24 protein-coding genes are annotated in these 23,894 nt (G+C 58.7%); 20 read left to right on the top strand and 4 right to left on the bottom strand.

Annotation, left to right across the window (positions count from 1 at the left end; translation table 11 throughout):
• Positions 1-3 precede the first annotated feature (3 nt).
• The 5 genes from VDP61_RS08375 (at position 4) to VDP61_RS08355 (ending at position 4,061) form a co-directional block, all read left to right on the top strand.
• Positions 4-276 (top strand): YciI family protein, encoded by a 273-nt coding sequence (locus VDP61_RS08375; protein WP_323006480.1) that lies wholly within the window; start codon positions 4-6, stop codon positions 274-276.
• Positions 276-695, top strand: coding sequence for an EVE domain-containing protein (locus tag VDP61_RS08370; protein ID WP_323006479.1), 420 nt, complete (start codon positions 276-278; stop codon positions 693-695). Before VDP61_RS08375 ends, VDP61_RS08370 begins: the two co-directional genes overlap by 1 nt.
• A 259-nt stretch (positions 696-954) precedes the next feature.
• Positions 955-1,947, top strand: coding sequence for a tripartite tricarboxylate transporter substrate binding protein (locus VDP61_RS08365; protein ID WP_323006478.1), 993 nt, complete (start codon positions 955-957; stop codon positions 1,945-1,947).
• A gap of 82 nt (positions 1,948-2,029) precedes the next feature.
• A complete protein-coding gene (locus VDP61_RS08360) occupies positions 2,030-2,542 on the top strand; it encodes a tripartite tricarboxylate transporter TctB family protein (protein WP_323006477.1) in 513 nt (170 codons plus the stop codon).
• Between the two features lies 1 nt (position 2,543).
• Positions 2,544-4,061: a tripartite tricarboxylate transporter permease gene (locus VDP61_RS08355; RefSeq protein WP_323006476.1), complete on the top strand. Its 1,518-nt coding sequence runs from the start codon at positions 2,544-2,546 to the stop codon at positions 4,059-4,061.
• A gap of 275 nt (positions 4,062-4,336) precedes the next feature.
• Here VDP61_RS08355 and VDP61_RS08350 read toward each other — a convergent pair whose 3' ends face one another.
• Together VDP61_RS08350 and ahcY are read right to left on the bottom strand one after the other, a co-directional pair.
• Positions 4,337-4,678 (bottom strand): DUF2853 family protein, encoded by a 342-nt coding sequence (locus VDP61_RS08350; RefSeq protein WP_323006475.1) that lies wholly within the window; start codon positions 4,676-4,678, stop codon positions 4,337-4,339.
• A gap of 213 nt (positions 4,679-4,891) precedes the next feature.
• Positions 4,892-6,283 carry an adenosylhomocysteinase gene (ahcY, locus tag VDP61_RS08345; RefSeq protein WP_323006474.1) on the bottom strand — a complete coding sequence of 464 codons (1,392 nt, stop codon included), beginning with the start codon at positions 6,281-6,283 and terminating at the stop codon, positions 4,892-4,894.
• An 88-nt stretch (positions 6,284-6,371) separates the two neighbouring features.
• Here ahcY and VDP61_RS08340 point away from each other — a divergent pair, with 88 nt between their 5' ends.
• Both VDP61_RS08340 and VDP61_RS08335 read left to right on the top strand, forming a co-directional pair.
• On the top strand, positions 6,372-6,980 hold the full coding sequence (locus VDP61_RS08340) for an HD family hydrolase (protein ID WP_323006473.1): 609 nt from the start codon (positions 6,372-6,374) through the stop codon (positions 6,978-6,980).
• Positions 6,981-7,093: 113 nt separating this feature from the next.
• Positions 7,094-8,104: a glycosyltransferase family 2 protein gene (locus VDP61_RS08335; RefSeq protein WP_323006472.1), complete on the top strand. Its 1,011-nt coding sequence runs from the start codon at positions 7,094-7,096 to the stop codon at positions 8,102-8,104.
• 4 nt (positions 8,105-8,108) lie between these two features.
• On the opposite strand, the gene dapB is transcribed toward VDP61_RS08335, so the two are convergent.
• Entirely contained in the window at positions 8,109-8,918 is an 810-nt protein-coding gene (gene dapB, locus VDP61_RS08330; RefSeq protein ID WP_323006471.1) for a 4-hydroxy-tetrahydrodipicolinate reductase, read from the bottom strand.
• 142 nt (positions 8,919-9,060) lie between these two features.
• Between dapB and VDP61_RS08325 the strand changes: the two genes are divergently transcribed.
• The 7 genes from VDP61_RS08325 (at position 9,061) to VDP61_RS08295 (ending at position 16,514) form a co-directional block, all read left to right on the top strand.
• Positions 9,061-9,786 (top strand): sterol desaturase family protein, encoded by a 726-nt coding sequence (locus tag VDP61_RS08325; RefSeq protein WP_323006470.1) that lies wholly within the window; start codon positions 9,061-9,063, stop codon positions 9,784-9,786.
• Between the two features lie 69 nt (positions 9,787-9,855).
• Complete coding sequence (rbfA, locus tag VDP61_RS08320) at positions 9,856-10,278, top strand: 30S ribosome-binding factor RbfA (RefSeq protein ID WP_323006469.1); 423 nt, start codon at positions 9,856-9,858, stop codon at positions 10,276-10,278.
• Complete coding sequence (locus VDP61_RS08315) at positions 10,268-11,017, top strand: phosphodiester glycosidase family protein (protein ID WP_323006468.1); 750 nt, start codon at positions 10,268-10,270, stop codon at positions 11,015-11,017. Before rbfA ends, VDP61_RS08315 begins: the two co-directional genes overlap by 11 nt.
• A gap of 64 nt (positions 11,018-11,081) precedes the next feature.
• Positions 11,082-11,987, top strand: a complete 906-nt coding sequence (gene truB / locus VDP61_RS08310; RefSeq protein ID WP_323006467.1) for a tRNA pseudouridine(55) synthase TruB — start codon at positions 11,082-11,084, stop codon at positions 11,985-11,987.
• Between the two features lie 203 nt (positions 11,988-12,190).
• Positions 12,191-13,270 carry a calcium-binding protein gene (locus VDP61_RS08305; RefSeq protein WP_323006466.1) on the top strand — a complete coding sequence of 360 codons (1,080 nt, stop codon included), beginning with the start codon at positions 12,191-12,193 and terminating at the stop codon, positions 13,268-13,270.
• 238 nt (positions 13,271-13,508) lie between these two features.
• Entirely contained in the window at positions 13,509-16,130 is a 2,622-nt protein-coding gene (mutS, locus tag VDP61_RS08300; protein WP_323006465.1) for a DNA mismatch repair protein MutS, read from the top strand.
• 36 nt (positions 16,131-16,166) lie between these two features.
• The gene (locus VDP61_RS08295) at positions 16,167-16,514 is read left to right on the top strand and encodes a DUF2190 family protein (protein ID WP_323006555.1); all 348 of its coding nucleotides are present in this window, start codon (positions 16,167-16,169) and stop codon (positions 16,512-16,514) included.
• On the opposite strand, the gene VDP61_RS08290 is transcribed toward VDP61_RS08295, so the two are convergent.
• Positions 16,425-17,129 (bottom strand): SDR family oxidoreductase, encoded by a 705-nt coding sequence (locus VDP61_RS08290; RefSeq protein WP_323006464.1) that lies wholly within the window; start codon positions 17,127-17,129, stop codon positions 16,425-16,427. The genes VDP61_RS08295 and VDP61_RS08290 overlap by 90 nt on opposite strands.
• 98 nt (positions 17,130-17,227) lie before the next feature.
• Here VDP61_RS08290 and VDP61_RS08285 point away from each other — a divergent pair, with 98 nt between their 5' ends.
• The 6 genes from VDP61_RS08285 (at position 17,228) to VDP61_RS08260 (ending at position 23,890) form a co-directional block, all read left to right on the top strand.
• The gene (locus VDP61_RS08285; protein ID WP_323006463.1) at positions 17,228-18,106 is read left to right on the top strand and encodes a LysR substrate-binding domain-containing protein; all 879 of its coding nucleotides are present in this window, start codon (positions 17,228-17,230) and stop codon (positions 18,104-18,106) included.
• Between the two features lie 548 nt (positions 18,107-18,654).
• On the top strand, positions 18,655-20,667 hold the full coding sequence (locus VDP61_RS08280; protein WP_323006462.1) for a TonB-dependent receptor: 2,013 nt from the start codon (positions 18,655-18,657) through the stop codon (positions 20,665-20,667).
• 11 nt (positions 20,668-20,678) lie between these two features.
• Positions 20,679-21,038 carry a hypothetical protein gene (locus VDP61_RS08275; protein ID WP_323006461.1) on the top strand — a complete coding sequence of 120 codons (360 nt, stop codon included), beginning with the start codon at positions 20,679-20,681 and terminating at the stop codon, positions 21,036-21,038.
• On the top strand, positions 21,031-22,470 hold the full coding sequence (gene hutW / locus VDP61_RS08270) for a heme anaerobic degradation radical SAM methyltransferase ChuW/HutW (protein ID WP_323006460.1): 1,440 nt from the start codon (positions 21,031-21,033) through the stop codon (positions 22,468-22,470). Before VDP61_RS08275 ends, hutW begins: the two co-directional genes overlap by 8 nt.
• A complete protein-coding gene (gene hutX / locus VDP61_RS08265; RefSeq protein WP_323006459.1) occupies positions 22,467-22,997 on the top strand; it encodes a heme utilization cystosolic carrier protein HutX in 531 nt (176 codons plus the stop codon). The genes hutW and hutX overlap by 4 nt, the downstream gene beginning before the upstream one ends.
• The gene (locus VDP61_RS08260; RefSeq protein WP_323006458.1) at positions 22,994-23,890 is read left to right on the top strand and encodes an SDR family NAD(P)-dependent oxidoreductase; all 897 of its coding nucleotides are present in this window, start codon (positions 22,994-22,996) and stop codon (positions 23,888-23,890) included. The genes hutX and VDP61_RS08260 overlap by 4 nt, the downstream gene beginning before the upstream one ends.
• Positions 23,891-23,894: the final 4 nt, after the last annotated feature.

The following is a 23,894-nucleotide window of genomic DNA, read 5'->3' as shown; positions in this document are numbered from 1 at the left end:
TTGATGCGCGTCGCTCTTTTCTGCCATGATAAACCCGGTGCCCTGCAATTGCGCAAAGACAATCGCGCGGCCCATCTGGCCTATATAAACAGTACTGGCGTGGTTGAAATGGCCGGCCCGTTGCTGACCCCAGAGGGCGAGATGAACGGATCGCTGGTCGTGCTTGATGTAGATACGCTGCAACACGCACAGGATTGGGCAGCGGCAGACCCCTATGCATTGGCCGGGTTATTTGCCTCGGTCACCCTTTCGGAATGGAAAAAGGTTGTGGGCTGATGGCCTATTGGCTGTTCAAATCGGAACCCGATGTCTGGGGCTGGGATCATCAGCTGGCCAAAGGCTGCGCGGGCGAAGAATGGAGCGGGGTACGAAACTATCAGGCCCGCAACAACATGCGCGCGATGAAGCGCGGTGATCTTGGGTTTTTCTACCATTCCAACATCGGCAAGGAAATCGTGGGGATAGTAGAGGTGTGCCGGACCAGCGCGCCTGACAGCACCACTGATGATCCGCGCTGGGACTGTGTGATGATAAAGGCGGTAGAGCCGCTGTTGCAGCCCGTCACGCTGGATGATTGCAAAAAGCAACCGGGTTTGGAAAACATGGCGCTGATAAAGAACATGCGGCTTTCAGTGCAGCCCGTTACACCCGAGGAATGGCAGATCGTGCGGCGCATGGGTGGCCTGACGACTTAGGGTGTATTGCACATGATCGCATTCAGCCAAGGCCCCGAACGCGTTCTGGCAAGCAAAGGCTGCCATGGGGGTATTGGCTGGTTGCGTAACCGCGGCGGCGCACGGGCACCCAGCCAAACGGGCCACAGGCCGGAAAGCAAACCCTTGCGGCCAAACCATATCTCATGCTTGACAAGCCTTTCAACCTGACCATTTTACACGGGCGACTTGCAAGGGAAGCAAGACTTGGCAGAGAATAAACACAAAGGGGAGGACAGGAATGTCTCGTAAACTCATCAGCGCCGTGATCGCGCTTGGCCTGTCGGCGGGGATGGCAGTTGCCGAATATCCGGAAAAGGAAATTCAAGGCATCATTCAATGGGGTGCAGGCGGCTCTACCGATACTGTCATGCGCTCGGTCACGCCATATGCCGAAGGGCTGCTTGGCGGTTCGGTCGTCATGCAAAACATGACGGGCGGCGTTGGTGCGATTGCGCTGAACCATGTGGCCGAGGCCGAGGGGGATGGCTATACATTGCTGATGGGCGCCGAAAACCCGTTGCTTTACAAGGTCATGGGCCTTGGTGACAAGGATTACAGCGATTTCACCGCGATCACTTTGCTGGCACGCGGCACCCCGTTGCTGGTTGCCGGCAAGGATGCGCCCTACAACACCTACCCGGAAATGCTCGACTATATCAAAGCCAATCCCGACACCGTGCGCTTTGGCTCTACCGGCCCCGGCGGCTTGCCGTCGGTTGTGACCGCGATGATCAAGTCGACCACTGATTTGCCAGTGATTTTTGTACCCTATGATGGCGACGGCCCGGCACTGACAGCCCTGCAAGGCGGTGCGATTGATGTGATGCCTGTCGTTTTGGGCCTTGCGATAGAAGGCATCCGCGCCGGCACAATGAAGCCGCTGGCGCTGTTTGATGTTGCCCCCGCGACATCTGCACCAGACATCGCGACCATCACCTCTACCAACCCGGAATTTGAACCCATGCTGCCCTGGGGGCCGTTTTTTGGTGTGTTCGTCAAGAATGGCACGCCCGATGATGTGGTTGCCAAACTGTCGGCCGCCTATGCCGAAGCTGCCAAAACACCAGATTTCGTTCAGCAGATGACAGGGCGCGGCTATACGATGATGGGAATTTCGGGGGCCGAGGCCCAGGCGTTTCTGACCAAATGGCAGCAAACGACCACATGGCTGATGCAAGATGCCGGGCTGACCAAAAAGTCGCCCGAAGATTTTGGCATCGCGCGCCCCTGATCGGGCTTTGGGGCGGGGCCAAATACGGCCCCGCCAACGCGACCACCTTCGCGCACGGGCCAACCCATATCAGGAGATCCGCATGCAATCGCCCAAACAGCGCCGCCCCGGAGAATTGCTGTTTGCGATCTTCCTGACCGGGCTCAGCGTGTTTCTGCTCTATAGTGCTTACGGCATTTCCGGGTTTGAGGCGTTGAGCGCGCCCGGGGGTATACCGATGGCCACAACATTCGTGATGGTCATTACCGCAGGCCTCGTGCTTGGCCAGACAGTGCGGCAGCGCGCTGCGCCAAGGGGCCTCTTTTGGCAGCAGGTTTTACCGCCCTTGGTTCTGGTGATGATGGCGATGCTGCTTGCCTATGCCCTGCTGTTGAAACCGCTGGGATTTTTGCCGGTTTCGGCCCTGTTCCTGATAGTTTCGATCCAGATTTTGGGCAAACAAGGCTGGGCGTTCAGCATTGCAACCGGGCTGTTTTCGCTGCTGATCATCTATCTGACCTTCCGCATCGTGTTCACAGTCCTGATGCCCGTGGGAATTGTGCCCGAAGGCGCGCTGCTGGCCTGGCTGCGCGCGCTGTTTGGCGGGGCGCCTTAGGATGTGGGAAGCCTTTAGCGCGTTCAGCACTGTGCTGACCCAACCTGAGCTGCTGGCACTTGTGGCGCTTGGTACGTTTGCGGGTATTTATATCGGTGCAATTCCGGGGCTGTCGGTGACGATGGCAGTCTCTATCCTGATCTCATTCACGTTTTCATGGGATGTATACCCCGCGATTTCGTTGATGATCGGCATCTATATGGGCGGGGTTTATGGTGGGTCGCGCACCGCGATTTTGCTGAACATTCCCGGCGCACCTTCGGCGATTGCCACGGCGCTTGATGGCTATCCGATGGCGCAAAAGGGCGAGGCGGGCGTGGCGATCGGGGTGACGACCGTAATGTCCTTCTTTGGCGGGCTGATCGGGATCGCGGTGCTTGCCGCCGCCGCCCCGCTGGTTGCCGGCTTTGCGCTGCGCTTTCAGCCGCGCGATTACATGCTGCTGGCGCTACTGGGCATTTTGCTGGTTGGCTCACTTTCCAATGGCAGCCTGACCAAAGGGATTTTTGCAGGCGCTTTGGGCATCGGGATTGGTTCGGTGGGTATGGACCCGCTGACCTTTACCGAGCGTTTCACCTTTGACATTCCATTGCTGCGGCAAGGGGTTTCGTTCATCGCGGTGATGATCGGGCTTTTTGGCGTGTCCGAGGCGCTGACGCAATTGCACCATATCGACACACCCGCGATCAAGCAAAAGATCGGGCGGATTGTTCCGTCATGGGCCAGTATTCGCAAACACCTGCCGCTTAGCCTGCAAACTTCATCCATCGGGGTGATTATCGGGGCGTTGCCCGGTACGGGGGGCGATATTGCGGCCCTGATGGCCTATGACCACGCCAAGCGAATTACCAAAAACCCCGAGGTGCCGTTTGGCGAGGGCGCGATGGAAGGGCTGATTGCGCCCGAAACCGCAAATAACGCCGCCGTGGGGGGGGCGTTCATTCCAATGATGACGCTGGGTATTCCCGGCGATGCGGTAACGGCGATCATGATCGGGGCGCTATATGTTCACGGGTTGAACCCCGGCCCGATGCTGATGATCGACAAACCCGATATGTTCTGGTTTATCGTCGGCGCGTTGGTCATGGCCAATTTCTTCATGCTGATCTTTGGCCTGACCGGCGTTCGTGTCTTTACCAGGATCGTTGAAATGCCGCGCGCAATTCTGATTCCGCTTATCTTCCTGCTGTCGATTGTCGGGGCTTATGCCGTCAATACCTCTATCACCGATGTCTATTGGATGCTTGGTTTTGGCGTCTTTGGCTATTTCATGAAGCTGTATGATTACCCGCTGGGGCCAGTCATTCTGGGTGTGATCTTGTCGCGGTTACTGGATGACAACTGGCGGCGGGCGATCATTTCTGTCCGCGAAAGCCTGCCGAAGTTTATGGAAGGCGTTGTGACCAGCCCGTTGTCGCTGATGCTGTTTGTCAGCGTGATCTTGATTTTTGTCAGCCAGACCCCGCTTTGGGCCGCCATGAAACGCCGAGTCTACGGCATGCAAAACAAGGGCGGGTGATCACGGCGGGCAGAACCAAGCCGGAAAACAGGAGGGCCCCGACCCCATCAGGACCCTCCTTCCTACCCACGCGCTCCCTAGCACCACACGTGTTCTGATTGAAAGGTCCCGGGCATACTGCCCTATGGGTTTATCTGTAGCGTATTCGCGGGGTTGGTGCAAAAGCCAAACTATAAAAAATTGATGCAACACGCATGGCGTTTTATCAGCACTCTGCTAACCAAAACGCCCGCGCAATTGCTTGGCGGGCGTTTTGGCTGGTGTTTCGACACCCCTCAGGCGTAAACGGATTCCTTGTTGAAATGCTTTGCCAGCATATAATAGACCACCGCGCGATACTTGCTCCGCTCCGACTTGCCATAGGTGTTGATGACGGCGTCAATGCCCTCCATCAAGGCCGGGCTATCCGCAAGGCCAAGTTTCTTCATCAGAAAGTTTTTCTTTACGGTTTCCAGTTCCGTAGGGTCGCTGCCCGCAACGGTAGAGCTGTCGGCGTTATAGATCGCAGGGCCGCATCCAATCGTTACCTTGGTCAACAGCGCCATGTCCGGCTCCATCCCGCATTTGTTGCGCAGGTCGTCGGCGTATTTTGCGATCAGATCGTCTCTCTTGCTCATCTTCAGTCGCTCCGTTTTGGTTATATTTCATCATAAGCCCTACAAACGCCGGGCACTTGTGAAACATTAGGCGTAATGCCCCAATCAAACAAAGGGAAAAGTTGCGCAGCTTTTGCCTCTGCGCAAAGCAACGCCGATCTGTTTGGGTTTTGAAAAATGAAAAAGGCCCGGCGCAGGGTGCCGGGCCGATTTTTTGGCAAACCGATTGACCGCTTAGTAGCGATAATGCTCGGGCTTGAACGGGCCTTCAACCGGCACGCCGATATAATCGGCTTGCTCTTTGCGCAGCTCGGTCAGTTTTACGCCAATGCGGCCCAGATGCAGACGGGCGACTTTTTCATCCAGATACTTGGGCAAAATATAGACGCCGGGCGCATAATCTTCGCCTTTGGTCCACAATTCAATCTGCGCCAGAACCTGATTGGTAAAGGATGCCGACATCACAAAAGACGGGTGGCCCGTAGCGTTGCCAAGGTTCAACAAACGGCCTTCAGACAGCAAGATCAAGCGGTTGCCCGAAGGCATCTCAATCATGTCAACCTGCTCTTTGATATTGGTCCATTTGTGGTTTTTCAGCGCGGCGACCTGAATTTCATTGTCGAAATGGCCGATATTGCCGACGATGGCCATATCTTTCATCGCGCGCATATGCTCGATGCGGATCACATCCCTGTTGCCGGTGGTGGTGATGAAGATATCGGCGGAACCGACCACATCTTCCAGCAGCACAACTTCGAACCCGTCCATTGCCGCTTGCAGCGCACAAATCGGGTCTACCTCGGTCACTTTTACCCGCGCGCCAGCGCCTTGCAAGGATGCGGCCGAGCCTTTGCCAACATCGCCATAGCCACAAACCACGGCAACCTTACCGGCCATCATCGTATCGGTTGCGCGGCGAATACCGTCAACCAGCAATTCCTTGCAGCCGTATTTATTGTCGAATTTCGACTTGGTAACACTGTCGTTCACGTTGATCGCAGGAAAGGGCAGTTGCCCCTTTTTATGCAGATCATAAAGCCGATGTACGCCGGTTGTGGTTTCTTCGGAAACGCCCTTGATTGCATCACGGGTTTTGGTGAACCAGCCGGGCGTCGCGGCCATACGCTTTTTGATCTGTGCAAAAATCGCTTCTTCTTCTTCTGATGTGGGAACGTCGATCAGGTTGGTTTCGCCCGCCTCAACGCGCGCGCCCAAAAGGACGTACAAAGTCGCATCGCCGCCATCATCCAGGATCATGTTCGCACCTTCGGGGAACATGAACGAGCGATCAAGGTAATCCCAATGCTCAACCAGCGTTTGGCCCTTGATGGCAAAAACCGGGGTGCCGCCTGCCGCAATCGCTGCTGCGGCATGGTCCTGGGTTGAAAAGATGTTGCAAGATGCCCAGCGCACATCGGCACCCAGATCCACCAGCGTTTCGATCAATACCGCAGTCTGAATCGTCATATGCAGCGATCCGACAATCCGCGCGCCCTTCAGTGGCTTGGATGTGCCAAACTCTGTCCGCAAGGCCATCAGCCCCGGCATTTCGGTTTCCGCAATGTTCAATTCCTTGCGCCCAAATTCGGCCAGCGCGATATCCTTGACGATATAATCCTTCGGCATAAGCCGTACTCCTTGGCAATTATTCAATTGTGGGTCAGATAGCATTGTATCTTGATCGGAGCAATGTCAGGGAAAATCGGCTTGACCGATGCAGAGGGAAACGGGTGTGAAGCAACCAAGGGCGTGGCAAAGAATGCTGTCGGGGCGGCGACTGGACCTGTTGGACCCGACCCCCGTGGATATAGAGATCGAAGATATCGCCCATGGGTTAGCCTTTGTTGCCCGCTGGAATGGGCAGACATTTGGCGATTGGCCCTATTCGGTGGCCGAACATTCCCTGCTGGTCGAAGAGATTTTTCGCAAGACCAACCCCGGTGAGGCCCCTCGCTGGCAATTGGCCGCCCTTTTGCATGATGCGCCGGAATATGTGATCGGCGATATGATCAGCCCCGTAAAGGCAGCCGTTGGGCCGGGTTACGGCGCGCTGGATGATCGCTTGACGGCGGCCATTCACATCCGCTTTGGCCTGCCTGCGGTTCTGCCTGCCGTGATCAAGAAGGCGATAAAATCGGCAGATCATGTTTCGGCATGGCTGGAGGCGGTGCATATCGCAGGCTTTACCGAAGCCGAGGCGGATAAATTCTTTGGCAAGCAAGCGCCGCAGCAGATCCGCGGTCTGGCAATTCAGCTAAGGCCACCCGTGCAGGTGCGTGCAGCCTTTATTGCGCGGCATACAGATTTGTTGGCACAGCTTTGATCTGGCGCAGCCTTGCACTGCATGGCTTTTGGCGTTTCACATCTGGCTTGCAGGCTCTTGCCATTGCCGCGCTTGCCCTGTCATCTGGCACGACGACACAGTAGGGGTTGCCAGTGATCAGGCGTATCTGGGCAGGAATTGGGCGGCGGTGGCGGGGTTTTGCGGCGCGGCGGGCGGTAGCGCGTGGCAACCGCGTGCTATACGGCCCAACGCAAGTGGAACTGACCGCGGATGAGGTGGCCGTGGTATCACTGATGAAAGATGCCGCCTATTTCATCGCCCCTTTTATCGCACATCACCAAGCGCTTGGCGTGCGCCATATCGTGATCGTTGACAACGGGTCCAGTGATGACACTGTCGCCATTGCCAAAACCTTTGGCGGCGTAACCGTGATCCGCAACAGGCTACCCGCCAAGCGCTATGAGGTGCTGTTGCGAACACATGCTGCACGTCAGGTCTTGCGTGGCGGCTGGGTGCTGTTTGTCGATGCGGATGAAATGTTCGAGACGCCGCTGGGCGCCGCTTTGCCGCAATTGTTGACCTATCTGAATGGCCAGGGGTTCACCGCAATGGTTGCGCAGATGCTTGATCTGTTTGCACCGGGCCCCTATGGCGAAAGCAAACTGTGGGATTACCCCAAGGTCGTGACGCAGGCCAATCGCTACAGTCTGGGGCAGGTGACATCGGTTCCCTACCATGACCGCGCCCAAATCGGGTTCAACTGGTTCTTGCGCAGCAATCAAGGCGCTGTCGCGCTGAAAATCGGCGGCTTGCGGCGCGAGGTGTTTGGCGAGGATTGCTTTTTGTCAAAACACTCGCTGGTTCGCAACCTGCCCGGCGCGCAGCTGATGACCCATCCGCATGGCACCAGCGGGGTGAAGGTGGCCGATGTGACCGGGCTGCTGCGCCATTACAAGCTGGCGGGCGATTATCTGGCCCGTGACCGGGCATCCGTGGCCGCAGGCACATGGGACCATGCCGAGGATGCCAAGCGATTGGCGGCCGCCACGGATGGTGACGCTTTCACCATCACCCCCGCGCAATCGCAAGTATATACAGGGCCACAGGCCTTGGTCGAGCAGGGTTTTCTTGAGGCGTCCGACGCGTTTCGGCGGTTTTTATAGCGGCTTACAGCCCCAAAACATCCATCATGTCATATTCGCCCGGCTTTTGGCCAATACCCCAAAGCGCCGCCCGCAGCGCCCCACGCGCAAAGATGCCGCGATCGGTGGCAAGGTGGCGCAGCACGATACGCTCGCCATCCGCAGCAAAGATCACATCATGTTCGCCCACCACATCGCCACCGCGAATGGCGGCAAAGCCGATATCGCCGCGCTTGCGCGCACCTGTGATGCCATCACGCCCAGAATCGCGCACATGGTCCAGCGCCACACCCCGGCCTGCGGCTGCCGCCTCACCCAGCATCAGGGCGGTACCCGAGGGCGCGTCAACCTTCATGCGGTGATGCGCCTCGACCACTTCGATATCCCAATCTTCGTCCAGCGCTGCGGCGACCTTTTGGGTCAGCCGCGTCAGCAGGTTCACCCCCAGCGACATATTCCCCGCCCGCACGATCACAGCATGGCGCGCGGCGGGGGCGAGTTTGGCGATGTGTTCGGGTTCCATCCCCGTGGTGCCGATCACATGCACCAGACGGGCCTGGGCCGCGAGGGCCGCAAATTCCACCGTTGCGGCAGGGGCCGTAAAATCAATCACCGCCTGCGCCACGGCGAACACTTCAAGCGGGTCATCGGTCACAACCACGCCCAGCGCAGCACCGCCCATACATTCGCCAATATCACGGCCCACCCAGTCATGGCCGGGCCGCTCTACACAGCCGACCAGCCGCGCCTTGCCGGATGCCGTGACACCGCGCACCAACATCTGCCCCATACGGCCCGAGGCCCCAGTGACGACGATTCCCGGTAACTCAGCCATATGCACGATCCTTTTGCTGCTTTGCATCTGTGTAGCGTGAAGAATGCCAAGGCGCAAAGGGGGCATGCCCAAGAGTTTGGCGCAACGTAACCCGCGACAAGGCGCGGACAATCAGGCAAGATTTCGCGAAAAAGGGGGCGCGATGGAACGGCTGCAGATTATGTATCAACACTGGTCTGTCCGGGTGATGAGCGCGGTGATGCTGGCAGCGGCCCTGTGGTTGGCGCTGCACGGCCCGCTATGGGCCTGGGGTTTGGTAATTCTGGGCATCCCGGCGCAGATGCTGAATGAATATTCGCTGCATCGCTACATCTTCCACTTGCCCCCGCCCCGGCAGCAATGGGCGTTCAACCTGCTGTATCAGGCCCATTACGGCCACCATGATTTCCCGACCAATCAGCGGCTGTTCTTTGTGCCAGTCTGGGTGGCGCTGCCGGTGCTTTGTACCAGTTTTGCGGTGGTTTGGGGTGCGCTGCACCTTATCACCCCCGCCTATGCGCTGCCCGTCGCGGTGGCGATTGTGCCGGTTGGCGGCATCGCCACCTTTCTGGGCTATGAATGGTTTCATATGACCGCGCACCTGACCGTGGCGAAAACGCGGGTGGAACGGCACGTCACCACCCTGCACAACCAGCACCATTTCCGCGATTTTTCGCGCTGGTTTCATGTATCACCGGGCGGCGAGGTCATTGACCGCCTGATGGGCACCGCGATTGACCGCGAGACGCTGAAATCGCAGCAAAGAATTGAATTTATCCGCACCCTTGGCATGCGCCCCGATGATGCGCGGCTGGTGGCCGCACGCCAGCATTTCGCGCCCCGATATGGCCTGACACCAGCCGAGATCACGCGCGCCGCAACATCTTAGGCAAAAACCTGCGTGATTGTGCGCGCGGCCCCCGTTGCGGCAGGGCACAAAAGCGCCTATGTGGAACCTATGGCACATAAAAACCTTACCTCGGCCAAGGGGCCTTCGCAGCGTCAACTTCGTGTTGGTGAATTGATCCGCCGGATTTTGTCCGAGGTGCTGGCGCGTGGCGATGTGCATGACCCGGACCTGAACAAGTTTTACATCACCGTGGGTGAGGTGCAGATGTCCGCCGATCTGCGGGTGGCAACCGTGCATGTGATGCCCTTGGGTGGTGAAGACGTCGAAGGTGCGATTGCGCTGCTGGCCAAGCATCAGGGCGAATTGCGCCATCACGTCAGCAAGGGCATGATCATCAAACATGTGCCAGAGCTGCGCTTTCGCCGCGATATCACCTATGATCAACTTGACGAAACCCGCCGCCTGCTGGCCGATGAACGGGTGCGCCGTGATGTCGAAGCCCCCCCAAGCGAAGACGGTGATGAGGCTTAGGGCCCTAACTGCCCTTATTCTGGCGCTGGCCGCCCCTGCTGCGGCCTATGCCGCCTGCACCGATATGATTTTTGAAGCCCAGCCCTATACGCTGTGCAAGGTTTCTGCCAACCAGGACCTGCGCCTGTTTCACGCTGATGCTGATGGGGGGGTGTTGGGCAGCTTTGGCCGCGTGAACATGTCGCTGAAGCCAGAGCATAAAACGCTGCAATTCGCCATGAATGCCGGGATGTACCATGCAGACCGCGCGCCAGTCGGCCTTTTGGTGACGGATGGGGTGGAACGAAGCCGGATTGTCACCAGCAACGGGCCCGGCAATTTTGGCCTGCTTCCAAATGGGGTGTTTTGCATCGGCAACAAAGACGCGGGTCGCGGCAGCTTTGCCGTTGTCGAATCGCGGGCCTATAAGGCGCAGTCACCCGCCTGCCGCTTTGCCACTCAATCCGGCCCGATGCTGGTGATTGACGGCGCGCTGCACCCGCGCTTTTTGCCCGATAGCGACAGCCGCTATATTCGAAACGGGGTTGGCGTTTCAGCCGATGGTAAAACCGCTTATCTGGTCATCTCGGGCCGCGCGGTCAGCTTTACCGAATTTGGTCGGCTGTTTCGCGATGGGCTGAAAACGCCCAATGCGCTGTATTTTGACGGCAAGATCAGCCGCCTCTACGCGCCCGAACTTGGTCGCGATGATTTCGGTTTTCAGATGGGGCCGATTGTGGGTTTGGTTGTGGATAAATAGCGCCATCTTGACGCGCCACCCCGCCCACGATAGCACCCCGCTTTTCATACAAAGAGGCATCATAATGGCACGCAAACGCAAAGGCCGCGCGATTTCGGGCTGGCTGGTGGTCGACAAGCCCGCGGGCATCACCTCAACCACGGTGGTCAACAAGGTGAAATGGGCGTTTGACGCGCAAAAGGCAGGGCATGCCGGCACGCTTGACCCCGATGCGACCGGCGTTTTGGCGATTGCACTGGGCGAGGCGACAAAGACCGTCCCCTACATCACCGATGCCCTGAAATGCTATCGTTTCATGGTGCGGCTGGGTATCGCTACCCGTACCGATGATGCCGAGGGTGACGTTATCGAAACCCGCGACGCCCGCCCTTCGGATAATGAAATCACTGCCGCCCTGGCCGCCTTTCGCGGTGACATCTTGCAGGTGCCGCCGCAATTTTCCGCTGTGAAGGTCGATGGTGAACGCGCCTATGACATCGCGCGCGGCGGTGGCGAGATGGATCTGGCTGCGCGCCCGCTTTGGGTAGAAAGCCTTGATCTGATCGCGCGCCCCGATGCCGACCATGTAGAGCTTGAAATGGTCTGTGGCAAAGGGGGCTATGTTCGCTCGATTGCGCGGGATCTGGGGGCCGCAATGGGCTGCCTTGGCCATGTGCAATGGTTGTGCCGCACCTGGTCCGGCCCATTTGAGGCCGATAAGGGCATTTCCCTTGAAACACTGGATAGGCTGGCCAAAACCGATGCGCTGGACGCCTATCTGTTGCCGCTGGAACTGGCCCTGACCGACCTGCCCGAACTGCCGACAACGGCAGACGGTGCCGCGCGGTTGAAAAATGGCAATCCCGGCATGGTCCTGACGTCCAACGCAGACTTCGGAGATGAGGCATGGGCCAGCTATATGGGCCGCGCCGTGGCTGTCGGGGTGTACAAAGCCGGCGAATTGCACCCATCGCGGGTTTTCAACGACTAAGCGCAGCAGGCCGGCAGCCCCCAGCGCTTGGGCGCTTTAACCAAATTTGAACAAATCGCCGCTGTGCTGCCGCGATTCGCTGGCGTCACGCCCATTTTTGTGCCATATTGCCCTGCATAAACTCAATTATTCCAGATGCTTACCAAAAATCATGGTTAACGACATCTGCGGCATATTTGGGCAATCAAGCGGGGGCTGGGGCCATGTTGGGATTATTGGGTTTGTTCGGGGCGCTGTTTGCCGGCTTTATGGCCGATGGCGTCATGAGCGTTGGTTCAAAATCAGAGTCGGATGATACCGCCGAAGATGGCAGTTTTTCCGAGGCCTCACCCGCCGCAGGGGATGAGGCCGAGGGAACCGTGGACCTGCTGGATATCGCCACAAGCGCAGCACCACCCGAAGCAGATGATCCTTCCGGTTTCGACGTAACCGACACCCCCCCCACCGAAGCCGAACCCGGCCCGGAGAACCTGACCCTGACTGGCGGTGACGGGGATGATATTCTAACCGGAAATGCCGGTGCGGATACAATCAGCGGCGGTGATGGTGTTGACCTGCTGGGCGGCCGCGATGGTGACGATTTGATAGATGGCGGCGCGGGTGACGATTATATTGACGGCGGCAGCGGGGCTGACACGCTGCTTGGAGGAGATGACGACGACTTTGTTCAGGGCAATGACGGCAATGACCTGCTGGACGGGGGCAACGGCAATGATTCGCTGGCAGGACACATGCATAATGACAACATGACCGGCGATATCGGCGATGACTCGATCCTTGGCGGTGATGATGATGATACGCTGTCCGGGGGCGAGGGTGACGATTGGCTTGCCGGTGGCTATGGCAATGACGAGTTGCATGGCGATGCGGGCCAGGACACGTTGGATGGTAACGCGGGCAATGATACGATCTGGGGGTTTGATGCCAACAATCCAACCAACAGCCAAGATGCCGATTTTCTGAACGGCGGCACGGGTGAAGATACGTTGATGATCGGCGCGGGCGACTATGCCCATGGCGGCGAGGGTGCAGATCAATTCACAATCGGCGATTGGATTGGCGATGGTGGTTTTGCCCATATTACGGATTACAACCCGGATGAGGATGACATCGTTGTCATGTATGATTCAATCGCGCATCCAGACCCGTTTATCGAACTGGTGACGCAAGAAGGCTCTGGCGATGCAACCCTTTTGCTGGATGGCATCCCCCTTGCCCTTATCGCTGATGGCGCGGGCCTTAGCGTTGAGGCGCTGACATTGATGCCTTCAAATCTTTTCTGAACTGCTGCAAGTCGCTGTAGCGATGTGATCCGGCACCCCGAACGACAGGGGTGCTGGCCCCATTCGGGGTTCAGCCAACCTGTTCAGTGGCGTGTCAGCGGTCGAATTTTCACGCATTCCCCGATACCAAGCGCGGGCCTTTTTGGCGGCCGAACGCAGCGGAGCCACCCTTGCGTGGATTGGCCTTTCCCCTTGGCCTGCGGTTTTGTAGGGTTGGGGCCAAACTAGGGGGCACACCTTGACCACAGAGACTGTCACGCCAATGATGGCGCAATATCTGGAAATAAAGGCCCGAAACCGGGACGCTTTGCTATTTTACCGGATGGGCGACTTTTATGAAATGTTCTTTGAAGATGCGGTAAATGCCGCCTCGGCGCTGGATATTGCATTGACCAAACGCGGCAAGCATCTGGGCGAAGATATTGCGATGTGCGGCGTGCCGGTACATTCAGCGGAAGGGTATCTGCTGACGCTCATCCGCAAAGGCTTTCGTGTGGCGATTGCCGAGCAGATGGAAAACCCCGCCGAGGCCAAGAAACGCGGGGCCAAATCGGTTGTTGCCCGCGATGTGGTTCGGCTGGTCACCCCCGGCACATTGACCGAAGATACGCTTTTGGATGCGCGCCGCCACAATTTTCTGGCCGCTTTCAGCGAAGTTAGAGACATGTCTGCGCTGGCGTGGTGCGATATTTCTACGGGTGAATTTCGGGTGATGCCCTGCCCCGCAACCCGGTTGGGGCCAGAACTGGCGCGGTTGTCGCCCAAGGAATTGCTGGTCATTGATGGGTTTGACCTGACCATAGATGAGGGCCCCGCACTTACCCGGCTTGCCCGATCAAGTTTTGACAGCGGCGGGGCAGAGCGCAAGCTGTGCGACCTGTTTGGCGTGGCCTCACTGGAAGGGTTTGGCCAGTTCGATCGGGCCGAGGTTTCGGCAATGGGCGCGCTGGTCGACTATCTGGACCTGACACAAAGGGGCAACCTGCCGCTTTTGCGCCCCCCCATCCACGAAGACCCCGGCGGGCTGGTACAAATTGATGCCTCTACCCGGCGCAACCTTGAAATAACAACAGCGCTTTCGGGGGGGAAAGAGGGGTCGTTGCTGGCAGCAATTGACCGGACGCTGACAGCGGCGGGCGGCCGACTGCTGGAGCGACGCCTTTCGGCACCGTCGCGCGATTTGTCGGTGATACAAGATCGGCTGGACATGGTGCGGTTTTTGCTTGAACAGAGCCGGTTTCGGGTGGATTTACGCGACTTTCTGCGCCAATGCCCCGATGCCGACCGCGCCCTGTCACGCCTGGCGCTGGACCGGGGCGGGCCACGTGATCTGACAGCCATTCGAACCGGGTTGGAACAAGCGCGCGCGTTATCTGCGGCTATCGGCGCTACAGGGCCGGACCTGTTGCAGCAAGCCGCTGCGGCGCTGACCGGGCATGACCAGTTGCACGCGCTGCTGGATGCCGCACTGGTCGCAGAACCGCCGCTTTTGGCGCGGGATGGCGGCTTTATCGCGGCAGGCTATGATCCGGAACTGGATGAGGCACGAAAGCTGCGCGACGAGGGGCGCGCGGTTATTGCCGCGATGCAAGCCGATTACATCGCGCAAACCGGGATCGGCAGCCTGAAGATCAAGCACAATAATGTTCTGGGCTATTTCGTTGATGTAACGACGACCCATGCCGAAAAGATGCTGTCGGCACCCCTGTCCGAAACATTTATCCACCGGCAGACAACTGCGGGCCAGGTGCGGTTTACCACTGTGCCACTGTCGGAAATGGAAACCAAGATCCTCAACGCCGGGAACCTGACGTTGGAGATTGAAAAACATCACTACTCCAGCCTGCGACAGGCTATTCTGGACCATGCAGCCGGGCTTTCTGCAACCGCGCGCGCAATCGCCGAAATTGACCTTGGCACAGCCTTCGCCGATCTGGCCGCCGAAGAAAACTGGGCGGAACCCATGGTAGACAACAGCCGCGCCTTCAAAATCGAGGGCGGGCGGCACCCCGTGGTGGAACGCGCCCTGCGCAAACAAGGAAATACGCAATTCGTCGCCAATGATTGCGATATCTCAGCAGGGGAAACCGCTGCAATATGGTTGCTGACCGGGCCTAACATGGCGGGTAAGTCAACTTTCCTGCGCCAGAACGCGCTGATTGCCCTGCTGGCCCAGGCGGGCAGCTTTGTGCCAGCAAAAAGCGCCCATATCGGCCTTGTCAGTCAACTTTTCAGCCGGGTTGGGGCCTCGGATGATCTGGCACGTGGACGGTCCACTTTTATGGTGGAGATGGTGGAAACGGCAGCGATCTTACATCAGGCAGATTCGCGCGCCCTGGTGATTTTGGATGAAATCGGGCGGGGCACGGCCACCTATGACGGGCTTTCGATTGCCTGGGCAACGCTGGAATATCTGCACGACAAGAACCAATGTCGCGCATTGTTCGCCACACATTACCATGAAATGACATCGCTGGCTGGCAAGCTTGCAGGGGTTGAGAACGCCACAGTCACCGTCAAGGAATGGGAAGGTGATGTGATCTTCTTGCACGAAGTTCGCAAAGGGGCTGCAGACCGGTCTTATGGCGTTCAAGTTGCCCGGCTTGCGGGGCTGCCAGAGGCAGTTACCGACCGCGCGAAGGTGGTATTGGAAGCGTTGGAGGCAGGCGAACGCGAAGGCAGCGGCAAGCAACGGGCGTTGATTGATGATTTGCCTCTGTTCCGCATTGCCCCGCCTGCCCCGGCAATAAAGCCCGTAAAGCCCTCGGATATCGAAGCGCAATTGCGCGCGGTGTTGCCCGATCAACTGACGCCGATGGAGGCTCTAAACCTTATTTATACGCTGAAATCACAGCTTTAGCGTTTCGACCTTAGCTTTAAGCACAGATCATTGTAAATTATTGCTGAGGTCAGGTCCGGCATTGGCTCGGCCGCCCTGGGTGATCCGGTCGAACTGGCAGCCACCGGCGCTTTTCAACTGCCGAAAGCCTCCACTGCGGTTCTGACAGTCGGCGCACGCCTGGCGTGGGACAACACGGCCAAGACCCTGAACCTGCCGGGCACAGGACGCTTTTCCGCAGCGATCTGGATGCCGGAAGCTACCCATTTCAGAACAAACGCGGTTCTGCCGTTGTCACGCGCAAGAATCGCTGTGTCAGACGGCACGGGTCAAGCCTCCATCAATTCGCAGGTTTTGGCCGGTCATGTAGCCACCCTCGGCAGAAGCCAGCCAGCCGATCAATGAGGACACTTCCGCCGCGCGCCCATATCGGCCCAGCGGGATTCGCGCGCGGCGATCTTCGGCTTCCGGCAGGCTGTCGATAAATCCCGGCAGGACGTTGTTCATCCGGATGTTATCGGCGGCATATTTGTCAGAATAAAGTTTGGTGAAAGCAGCGAGGCCAGCGCGGAAAACGCCAGAGGTCGGAAACAGGGGATCAGGCTCGAATGCCGCAAAGGTGGAAATATTGATGATGGCCCCACCGCCCTGCGCTTGCATGATTGGCGTGACCAGTCTTGCGGGGCGGATCACATTCAACAGATAAACCTCCATGCCGACGTGCCAGTCATCGTCAGAAATCTCCAGTACCGGCCCTTTCGGACCATGCCCTGCCGAGTTCACCAGGACATCGACGCGCCCCCAGCGATCCTTTGCGCCCTGCACAAGGGCTGCGATGTCATCAGCAGAGCGGTTCGATCCTGTTATCCCAAAGCCGCCAAGTTCTGCGCCAAGCGCTTCACCCTTGCCAGAAGAGGATAGAATCCCGACGCGGAAGCCATCCGAGGCCAGTCGACGTGCGGCATCTGCCCCCATGCCACTGCCACCTGCGGTAATGAGTGCGACTTTTTCTACAGACATTGAAGCCTCCTTTTATGCTTGCTCCCATATTTACAGCTTTTAATCTGAAATAGCGCATCAGGATTGATGTGTCGTGACAATAGGAATACTACTGGCAGATGACCTCACTTCCACCTCTCAATGCATTGCGCGCATTCGACGCGGCAGGCCGTCATCTCAACTTCCGGGCTGCGGCAGATGAGATGGGCGTGACCCAAGGGGCTGTCGCGCAACAGGTCCGTCTGCTGGAAGCACATCTGGGTATTCCGCTGTTTGAGCGGCTGCCGAAAGGTCTGGCATTCACGGCAGCCGGGCGTGGATATCACGCAAGAGTCACAACCGCCTTCGCTGATTTGCGATCAGCGACGAACATCCTGAAGCCCGAACCCGGAAAAGTTCTTGTCAGTGTGACGCCTACCTTCGCCGCGAAATGGCTTATTCCGAACCTGCCGGAGTTTTCGGCGACGCACCCGGAAATAGATCTGCGCATTCTGGCAACAGAGAAGGTTTCCAGCTTTCATGGAGACGGGATCGACCTGGCGGTGCGGCAGGCACAACCGCCCTTTGGTGCGGCCATAGACGCAATTCGCTTGTTTCGCCAAGACATCGTTGCGGTGGCCTCTCCTCAACTTGTCGAGGGGCTCGATTTGCCAATAGGCGCGGCGACCCTGTCGCATTTGCCAAAACTTCACGATGCGCATGATCTCTGGCCTAGATTCCTGAAAGCTGTAAACACAGAGGATCGGAGCGGGCATGGGCTTCATCTGAGCCAGACTGCGCTCGCCATAGATGCAGCCCTCTCTGGCCAAGGCGTTGCACTTGTCAGCAAGTTTCTGGCAGCCCGCGACATCAGCTTGGGGAACCTGGTGCAAGTCAGCGCTGAGGGGCTGTCGGGGAACCAGGACTTCTATCTTTTGGCGCAGCGGCAATCAAAGCGAAGCCCGGCGACGGAAGTTGTGCTGCAATGGTTCTTGGCTAAGGCGGGGCCGGACGCATAGCACCTTTCAGCGAAAAAGGCTGAGGTATTCGGTAACATGCTGAATGTCTTTCATCACCCATCAGCCCGCAAAAACACCATTACAAAAAGCCGATAACCGCCCGGATTGATACCTGAACAGGTGCGAACGCCGCGACTGCTGTTGTGCCACCATGCAATCAGAGGTCACAGGTGAACAGCACCGGCGAAATCGTCCTCGCCGCGCTTTACGCGCGGCTGCAAGCGCTTACCGCCCGCGTTCTGCGCGATGGCCAACAGGCGAGCCAGAGGTCACGTTGTCGCCATTACGCGACCATTGCCCCCTCTCACACATGCACGCATGTGGTGCCGGGCTGCGGGTGTTCCTTCAGACAGGTAAGTGCCCCTGTAGCTGTTGCAGCTTTGCGGTCGGTTTCAGGACAGGTCAAAATAATTCCAAGTAAAACCATCAGGAATTGACATATATCAAATCAAAGCACGAATTAAGGCGTTACCAGCGCCATACCCCCTCATACTCAGCCTTTCGCCAGGGAACGGGTCCACACGATACCGGCGAAAAGGACTGAAACGATGACCCCCTCGGGCAAGATTTTGCTGCGCGTGCTGCTATTGGGCACAGCGCTTACCACCGCAACGCCACTCCGGGCCGAAACCGATTATCTGAATCTGGGTTCGATTACCCTGATCGGCACCGGTCTTCCGACCGAAGTCATGGAGAATCCAGCTTCGATCGCTGTGATTGAAGGGGGCGACCTGAAAAAGACCGCGCCCGTATCAGTCGCCGGCCTGTTGCGCGATGTGCCCGGCGTCCAGATCAGCGAGGAAGGCATCGAACGGGTGGCCATCCGGGGTGAGACCTCGCGGCGCGTGGCGATTATGATCGACGGGCAAAAGCTGACGGACCACACCAATTATGGCCAGCCTGTCATGGTTGACCCCACCCAGATAGAGCGGATTGAAGTGCTGCGCGGGTCTTCATCGGTCGTATCGGGCAGCCGCGCGATTGGCGGGGTGATTAACATCGTGACCAAGAAGGGTGGCGACAAAGCGTTCTCTTTGACGACAACCGCCGGTTACATGTCGGCGACAGAGGGGTATCGCACCTCAATCTCTGCCGGGGGTATGGTTGATCTGGGCGCAGGCAAGCTGGATTATCGTGTATCCCTCGGCAAGATGAACCAAGGCAACCGCGATACGCCCGACGGAGTGCTGGCCCCCTCGGGCGTGGCCGATCAAACCGCAGCACTTGATCTAGGTTACCAGTTGGGCAACCATTCGTTCGGCATGAAAACGCAGGCCTACGACCTGTCGGCGGATGTCTATACCGGCGACCCCGATTTTATCATTTCCTTGCCACACCGCGATCTGCGCAAGGCCTCGGCTTTCTATGAAGGCACCAATCTTACCCCATGGCTGGATACGCTTCATCTGGATGTCTATCACCAGACGATTGATCGGGAGTTCAACAACGATGTGACGGTCGCATTCGGGCCAAGCGCAAGTATGAATGTGCTATCCACCTCGCTGGATGCGCAGAAAACCTCGGGGGTAAACCTGAGGGCGGAACTGCATTTCTCGGAAAATTCGCGCACGCTTGTGGGGCTGGAATATGAAGATGACAGCCTGACCTCGGATAAAACAACCGTCACCACAATCATGAGCTCTTCCACAGCACGGCGCTATGACAAGGCGCAAATCAAAACGATGTCAGCTTACGGTCAGCACGAAATGGACCTGAGCGACACATTGACCGCAACGGTCGGCGCCCGCTGGTATGACGTGACGGCCGATCATCTTGCCTCTACGACGAATGGGGTGGCAAACGCGCTTTCGTCCAATACAGACAGTCTGGTGCTGGGGTCGGCCGGGTTGGTTTGGTCGCGCAATGAAAACCTCGCGCTACGGGCCAATCTTTCGCAAGGCTATATCTACCCGACCTTGGGACAGCTGTTCCTGACCACCACGGGCGGCGGCGTGACTTTGACGGGAAATCCCGACCTGAACCCTGAAACCGCTACCACCTTCGAAGTGGGTGCGCGCTATCAAGAAGGCGGCAGGGTACTGGACGCAACGCTCTTCTATACCGACGCCAAAGACTACATTGCCACAGTCATTTCCGGCCGCAGCGGCACCTATCAAAACGTCGATGCAGCAAAAAGCTGGGGACTAGAGGTTTACGCCGAACAGGACCTGAACCTTTGGGGCCTTACGGCCTATGGGTCGGTTGCGGCGATGCGGCGCAAACTGGGCTATGCCAATGGATATGAGACGTTTGACAGCGGCACTCCGGCAATGGCGGGCAAGATCGGTCTGCGCAAGGGCTGGGAACGCGGCGATATGTCGGGCAGCTTTGATGTGTTTGTGCGCGGGGAAAGCGGTGTCGATTTCCGCAATGACGGCGGCACCGTTATCGGCTCGGCTGGGGGCTACGGCACCTTGAACATGCGCGCCGATATGGATCTGGGCCATGATCTGAGCCTTGTGGCCGAGGTCAACAACATCACCGACCGCAGCTACACATCATACGAAGAAATGAAAGGGGCAGAGCGTTCGATCAACCTGTTCCTGACAAAGACGTTCTAAGGGGGATGGCAATGCTGAAAACAGCTCTTTTGATTTTGACGATGGCCGGGGGCGATGCGACACGCGTCACCCTGACCGAAACCGAAAGCCTTACTGATTGTGAGGCGACTCTGGATGTGCTGGCGCAAATCCTGACCGAGGCAGGCACTCCACCTATCGCAGCACTGTGTGGCGAGACGGCTTTGCAATTGACACCCTTTGTCCATGGCACCCCAGCCGAGGCAGAGATTTACCGCTACCGGGTGGAATTGCCAAGCGCTGGGGGCTATCAGATTGTCCCGTTGGCCAAGGGCGAAACATGCACCCCAACTGCCGCCGATCCGGTGATCTATTGCGCCCGGTCGGGGCAAAGCGTTCTGACCGATGGCTGAGGTTGCATCCCCCCTGCACCCGCGCGGCGTTGCGGCGACTGTGCCGCCAACAGGCCGCCCAGCAGATGCTGGCCTGCCGGCTTTGGAAACCTTCTTCGCCGCACCCGGCGCGGATCCACTCTCGGGGGCCTTTCCCGGCAAGCGTGCCGTCCATCCGTTTTCCGGCATGGTCCCTATCCCCGAGGCCGAGATCGCAGAGCGCTGGACCGCGCTTCATAGCGTGCGGCGGCGCAACAAGGCCGTGGCCTATCTGCATGTGCCGTTTTGCGAAAATCACTGCCTGTTTTGTGGGTTTTATCAAAACGCATGGCGCAGTGGCGATGGCGCGCCCTATGTCGATGCTGTCATCGCGCAAATGCGGGCCTTTGCCGATACGGCCGCGCATGAAGGGCCACCTTTGCAGGCCGTCTATATGGGCGGTGGCACGCCCACCGCGTTGGCCGGACGCGAGCTGTCGCGGCTTATCACCGCGATCCGCACCTATCTGCCACTCGCCCCCGATTGCGAAATAACGCTCGAAGGTCGCATCCATTCCTTCGGGCTGGATAAGGCCCGCGCGGCCTATGATGCGGGCGCGACCCGAATATCTTTGGGCGTGCAAAGCTTTTCGGATTCAATCCGTCGTCCCTTGGGGCGCAAAGCCACCCGTGCCGAGGTCATAAACTTTCTGCGGCAATTGGTGGCGTTGGATCGGGGGGCCGTGGTTATCGACCTGATGTATGGCCTGCCGGGCCAACACCCCAAAGATGTGGCAACCGATGTCGCCCTCTGCGCGGAATTGGGGCTGGATGGCTTGGATCTTTATTCGCTGAACCTGATCGCCGGCACACCGTTATTGACCGCGATCGAAAAAGGCAAAATGCTGCCGGCTGGCCCCTCGGATCTGGGCCGTTTCTTTGCCGCGGGCGAGGACGCGGCCGAGGCCGAGGGGTGGGCCCCGATTTCGACAACCCATTGGCAAGGCAGCCTGCGCGAACGCAACGTCTATAACCTTGCGGTCAAGACAGGCGCCGATTGTCTTGCCTTTGGTGCCGGTGCAGGTGGATTTTTGCAAGGCCTCAACTACCGGATCACCAGCGATCTGCGCGACTTCGCGGCGCGCGGCGGTGATCCTTCCCACTGCCTGACCCGCGGGATGATGCAGTCGGGGCCAAGCGCGCCGATTGGCAACGCGCTGAAACAGGGGATGGAGCGCGGGCTGCTCGACCTCGCCCCGGCCGAGGCGGCTTTGTCGGCGCTGTGCCCGGCCACAAAATGCAGCATTGCAGACCATCTGGGCCCGCTGCTCGTGCAATGGACCTCTGCGGGGCTTTTGGCGCCGCATCACCGTTTTCACCGTCTGACCCGTGCAGGCCGCTTTTGGCAAGTGGCAATGACCGGGCGACTTCTTGGCTGGCTTGGCCAGCACCCTGACCTTAAGGACATGAAATGACGACAGATATGCTTGACGCACCCGTTGCAACGCCGACCACCCTTGCCGAGGCACTGGCGGCAAACCCCACCGCCGCGCTGGAAGATATCGCCCGCAGTGCAGGCACCACGCCTTTGGCCGTGTTAGAGGCCCTGCCCGCAGATGAGGTGACCCACCTGCCCGGCCACCAAATGACCGCCGCATTGGATGATATCGCGCATTGGGGCGAAATCACCTTTATCGTCAATACCGGCCCCGTGATCCTGGAGGTCAAGGCCCCCTTCGGCGGCGGCACCATAGCGCAAGGCATGTATAACCCCAAAGGCAAGCCAATCAGCGGGCATCTGAATATTGCGGCATGCGCGCGCGTGGCCTTCGTGCGCCGCAAACTGTTTTCGATGGAAACCCGCTCGGTCCAGTTTTACGGACAGGACGGAAGGTGCCTGTTCAAGGTCTATCTTGGCCGTGACGAAAAGCGTCAACTGCTTGCCGATCAGATGGCCGCGTTTGACGCGCTTGAGGCACGGCTGATGGCGGGCGCTGAATGATTGATCGCTTTGCGGGGCGGCATCTGCTGCTGATGGGGCCGGGCTATGCAGCCCGCGCGGTGGCTCTGCGGTTTCTGGCAGCGGGGGGGCAGGTCAGCGCGGCGCTGCGTGATCCTGCCCGCGCGCCGGTGCTGGCGTCACGCGGCCTGCACCCTGTTTTGATGGATCAGCACGGCGAATTGCCCCGCGGCGCGCTATCGGGTGTGACCGATCTGCTCGTCTCGGCGCCGCCGGGGGCAACAGGATGCCCGGCGCTGGCATCAATGGCGGGGGCCAGCGCCGGGGTGGGGCAAAAGGAAGGCTTGCGCTGGGTCGGTTACTATTCATCCACCGCGGTTTATGGTGATTGCGGGGGGGCGTGGATCGACGAATCCCGCGCCCCCGCCCCTGCAACAGTAGATGCCAAGGCCCGGCTGATCGCCGAGGCCGCGTGGCAGGCGGAAGCGGCGCGTATCGGGGCGGGCTTGGATATTTTTCGGATCGCGGGCATCTACGGGCCAGAAGGGCGCAATGTTCTGGCGCAGCTTCGCAGTGGCAAAGCGCGGGCCATTTTGAAGCCGGGACAAGTGTTCAACCGCATTCACCGCGACGATATTGCCGGCGCGACACTGGCAGCGATGACCGCACAACAGCCGCATCGTTTGACCAACCTTGCCGATGGCGTGCCCTGTCCCGCCTCTGACATCCTGATCGGCGTGGCCGCGATGCTGGGCCTGCCGCGCCCGCCAGAAATTGCTTTTGACGCGGCGGGCCTGCCTTCGGGTGCGGCCGCATTCTATGCTGAAAACCGGCGGATCAGCAATAAGGCGCTGCTCTCTCTTCCCGGTTTCGAACTGCGCCACAAGGACTGGCAGGCCGGCTATCGCGCGATGATCAAGGCCGAAACCATTTAGGTCC

The sequence above is a fragment of the Pseudorhodobacter sp. genome (assembly GCF_034675685.1).
Taxonomy (GTDB): Bacteria; Pseudomonadota; Alphaproteobacteria; order Rhodobacterales; family Rhodobacteraceae; genus Pseudorhodobacter.
This window is presented reverse-complemented; position numbering and strand designations above follow the sequence as displayed.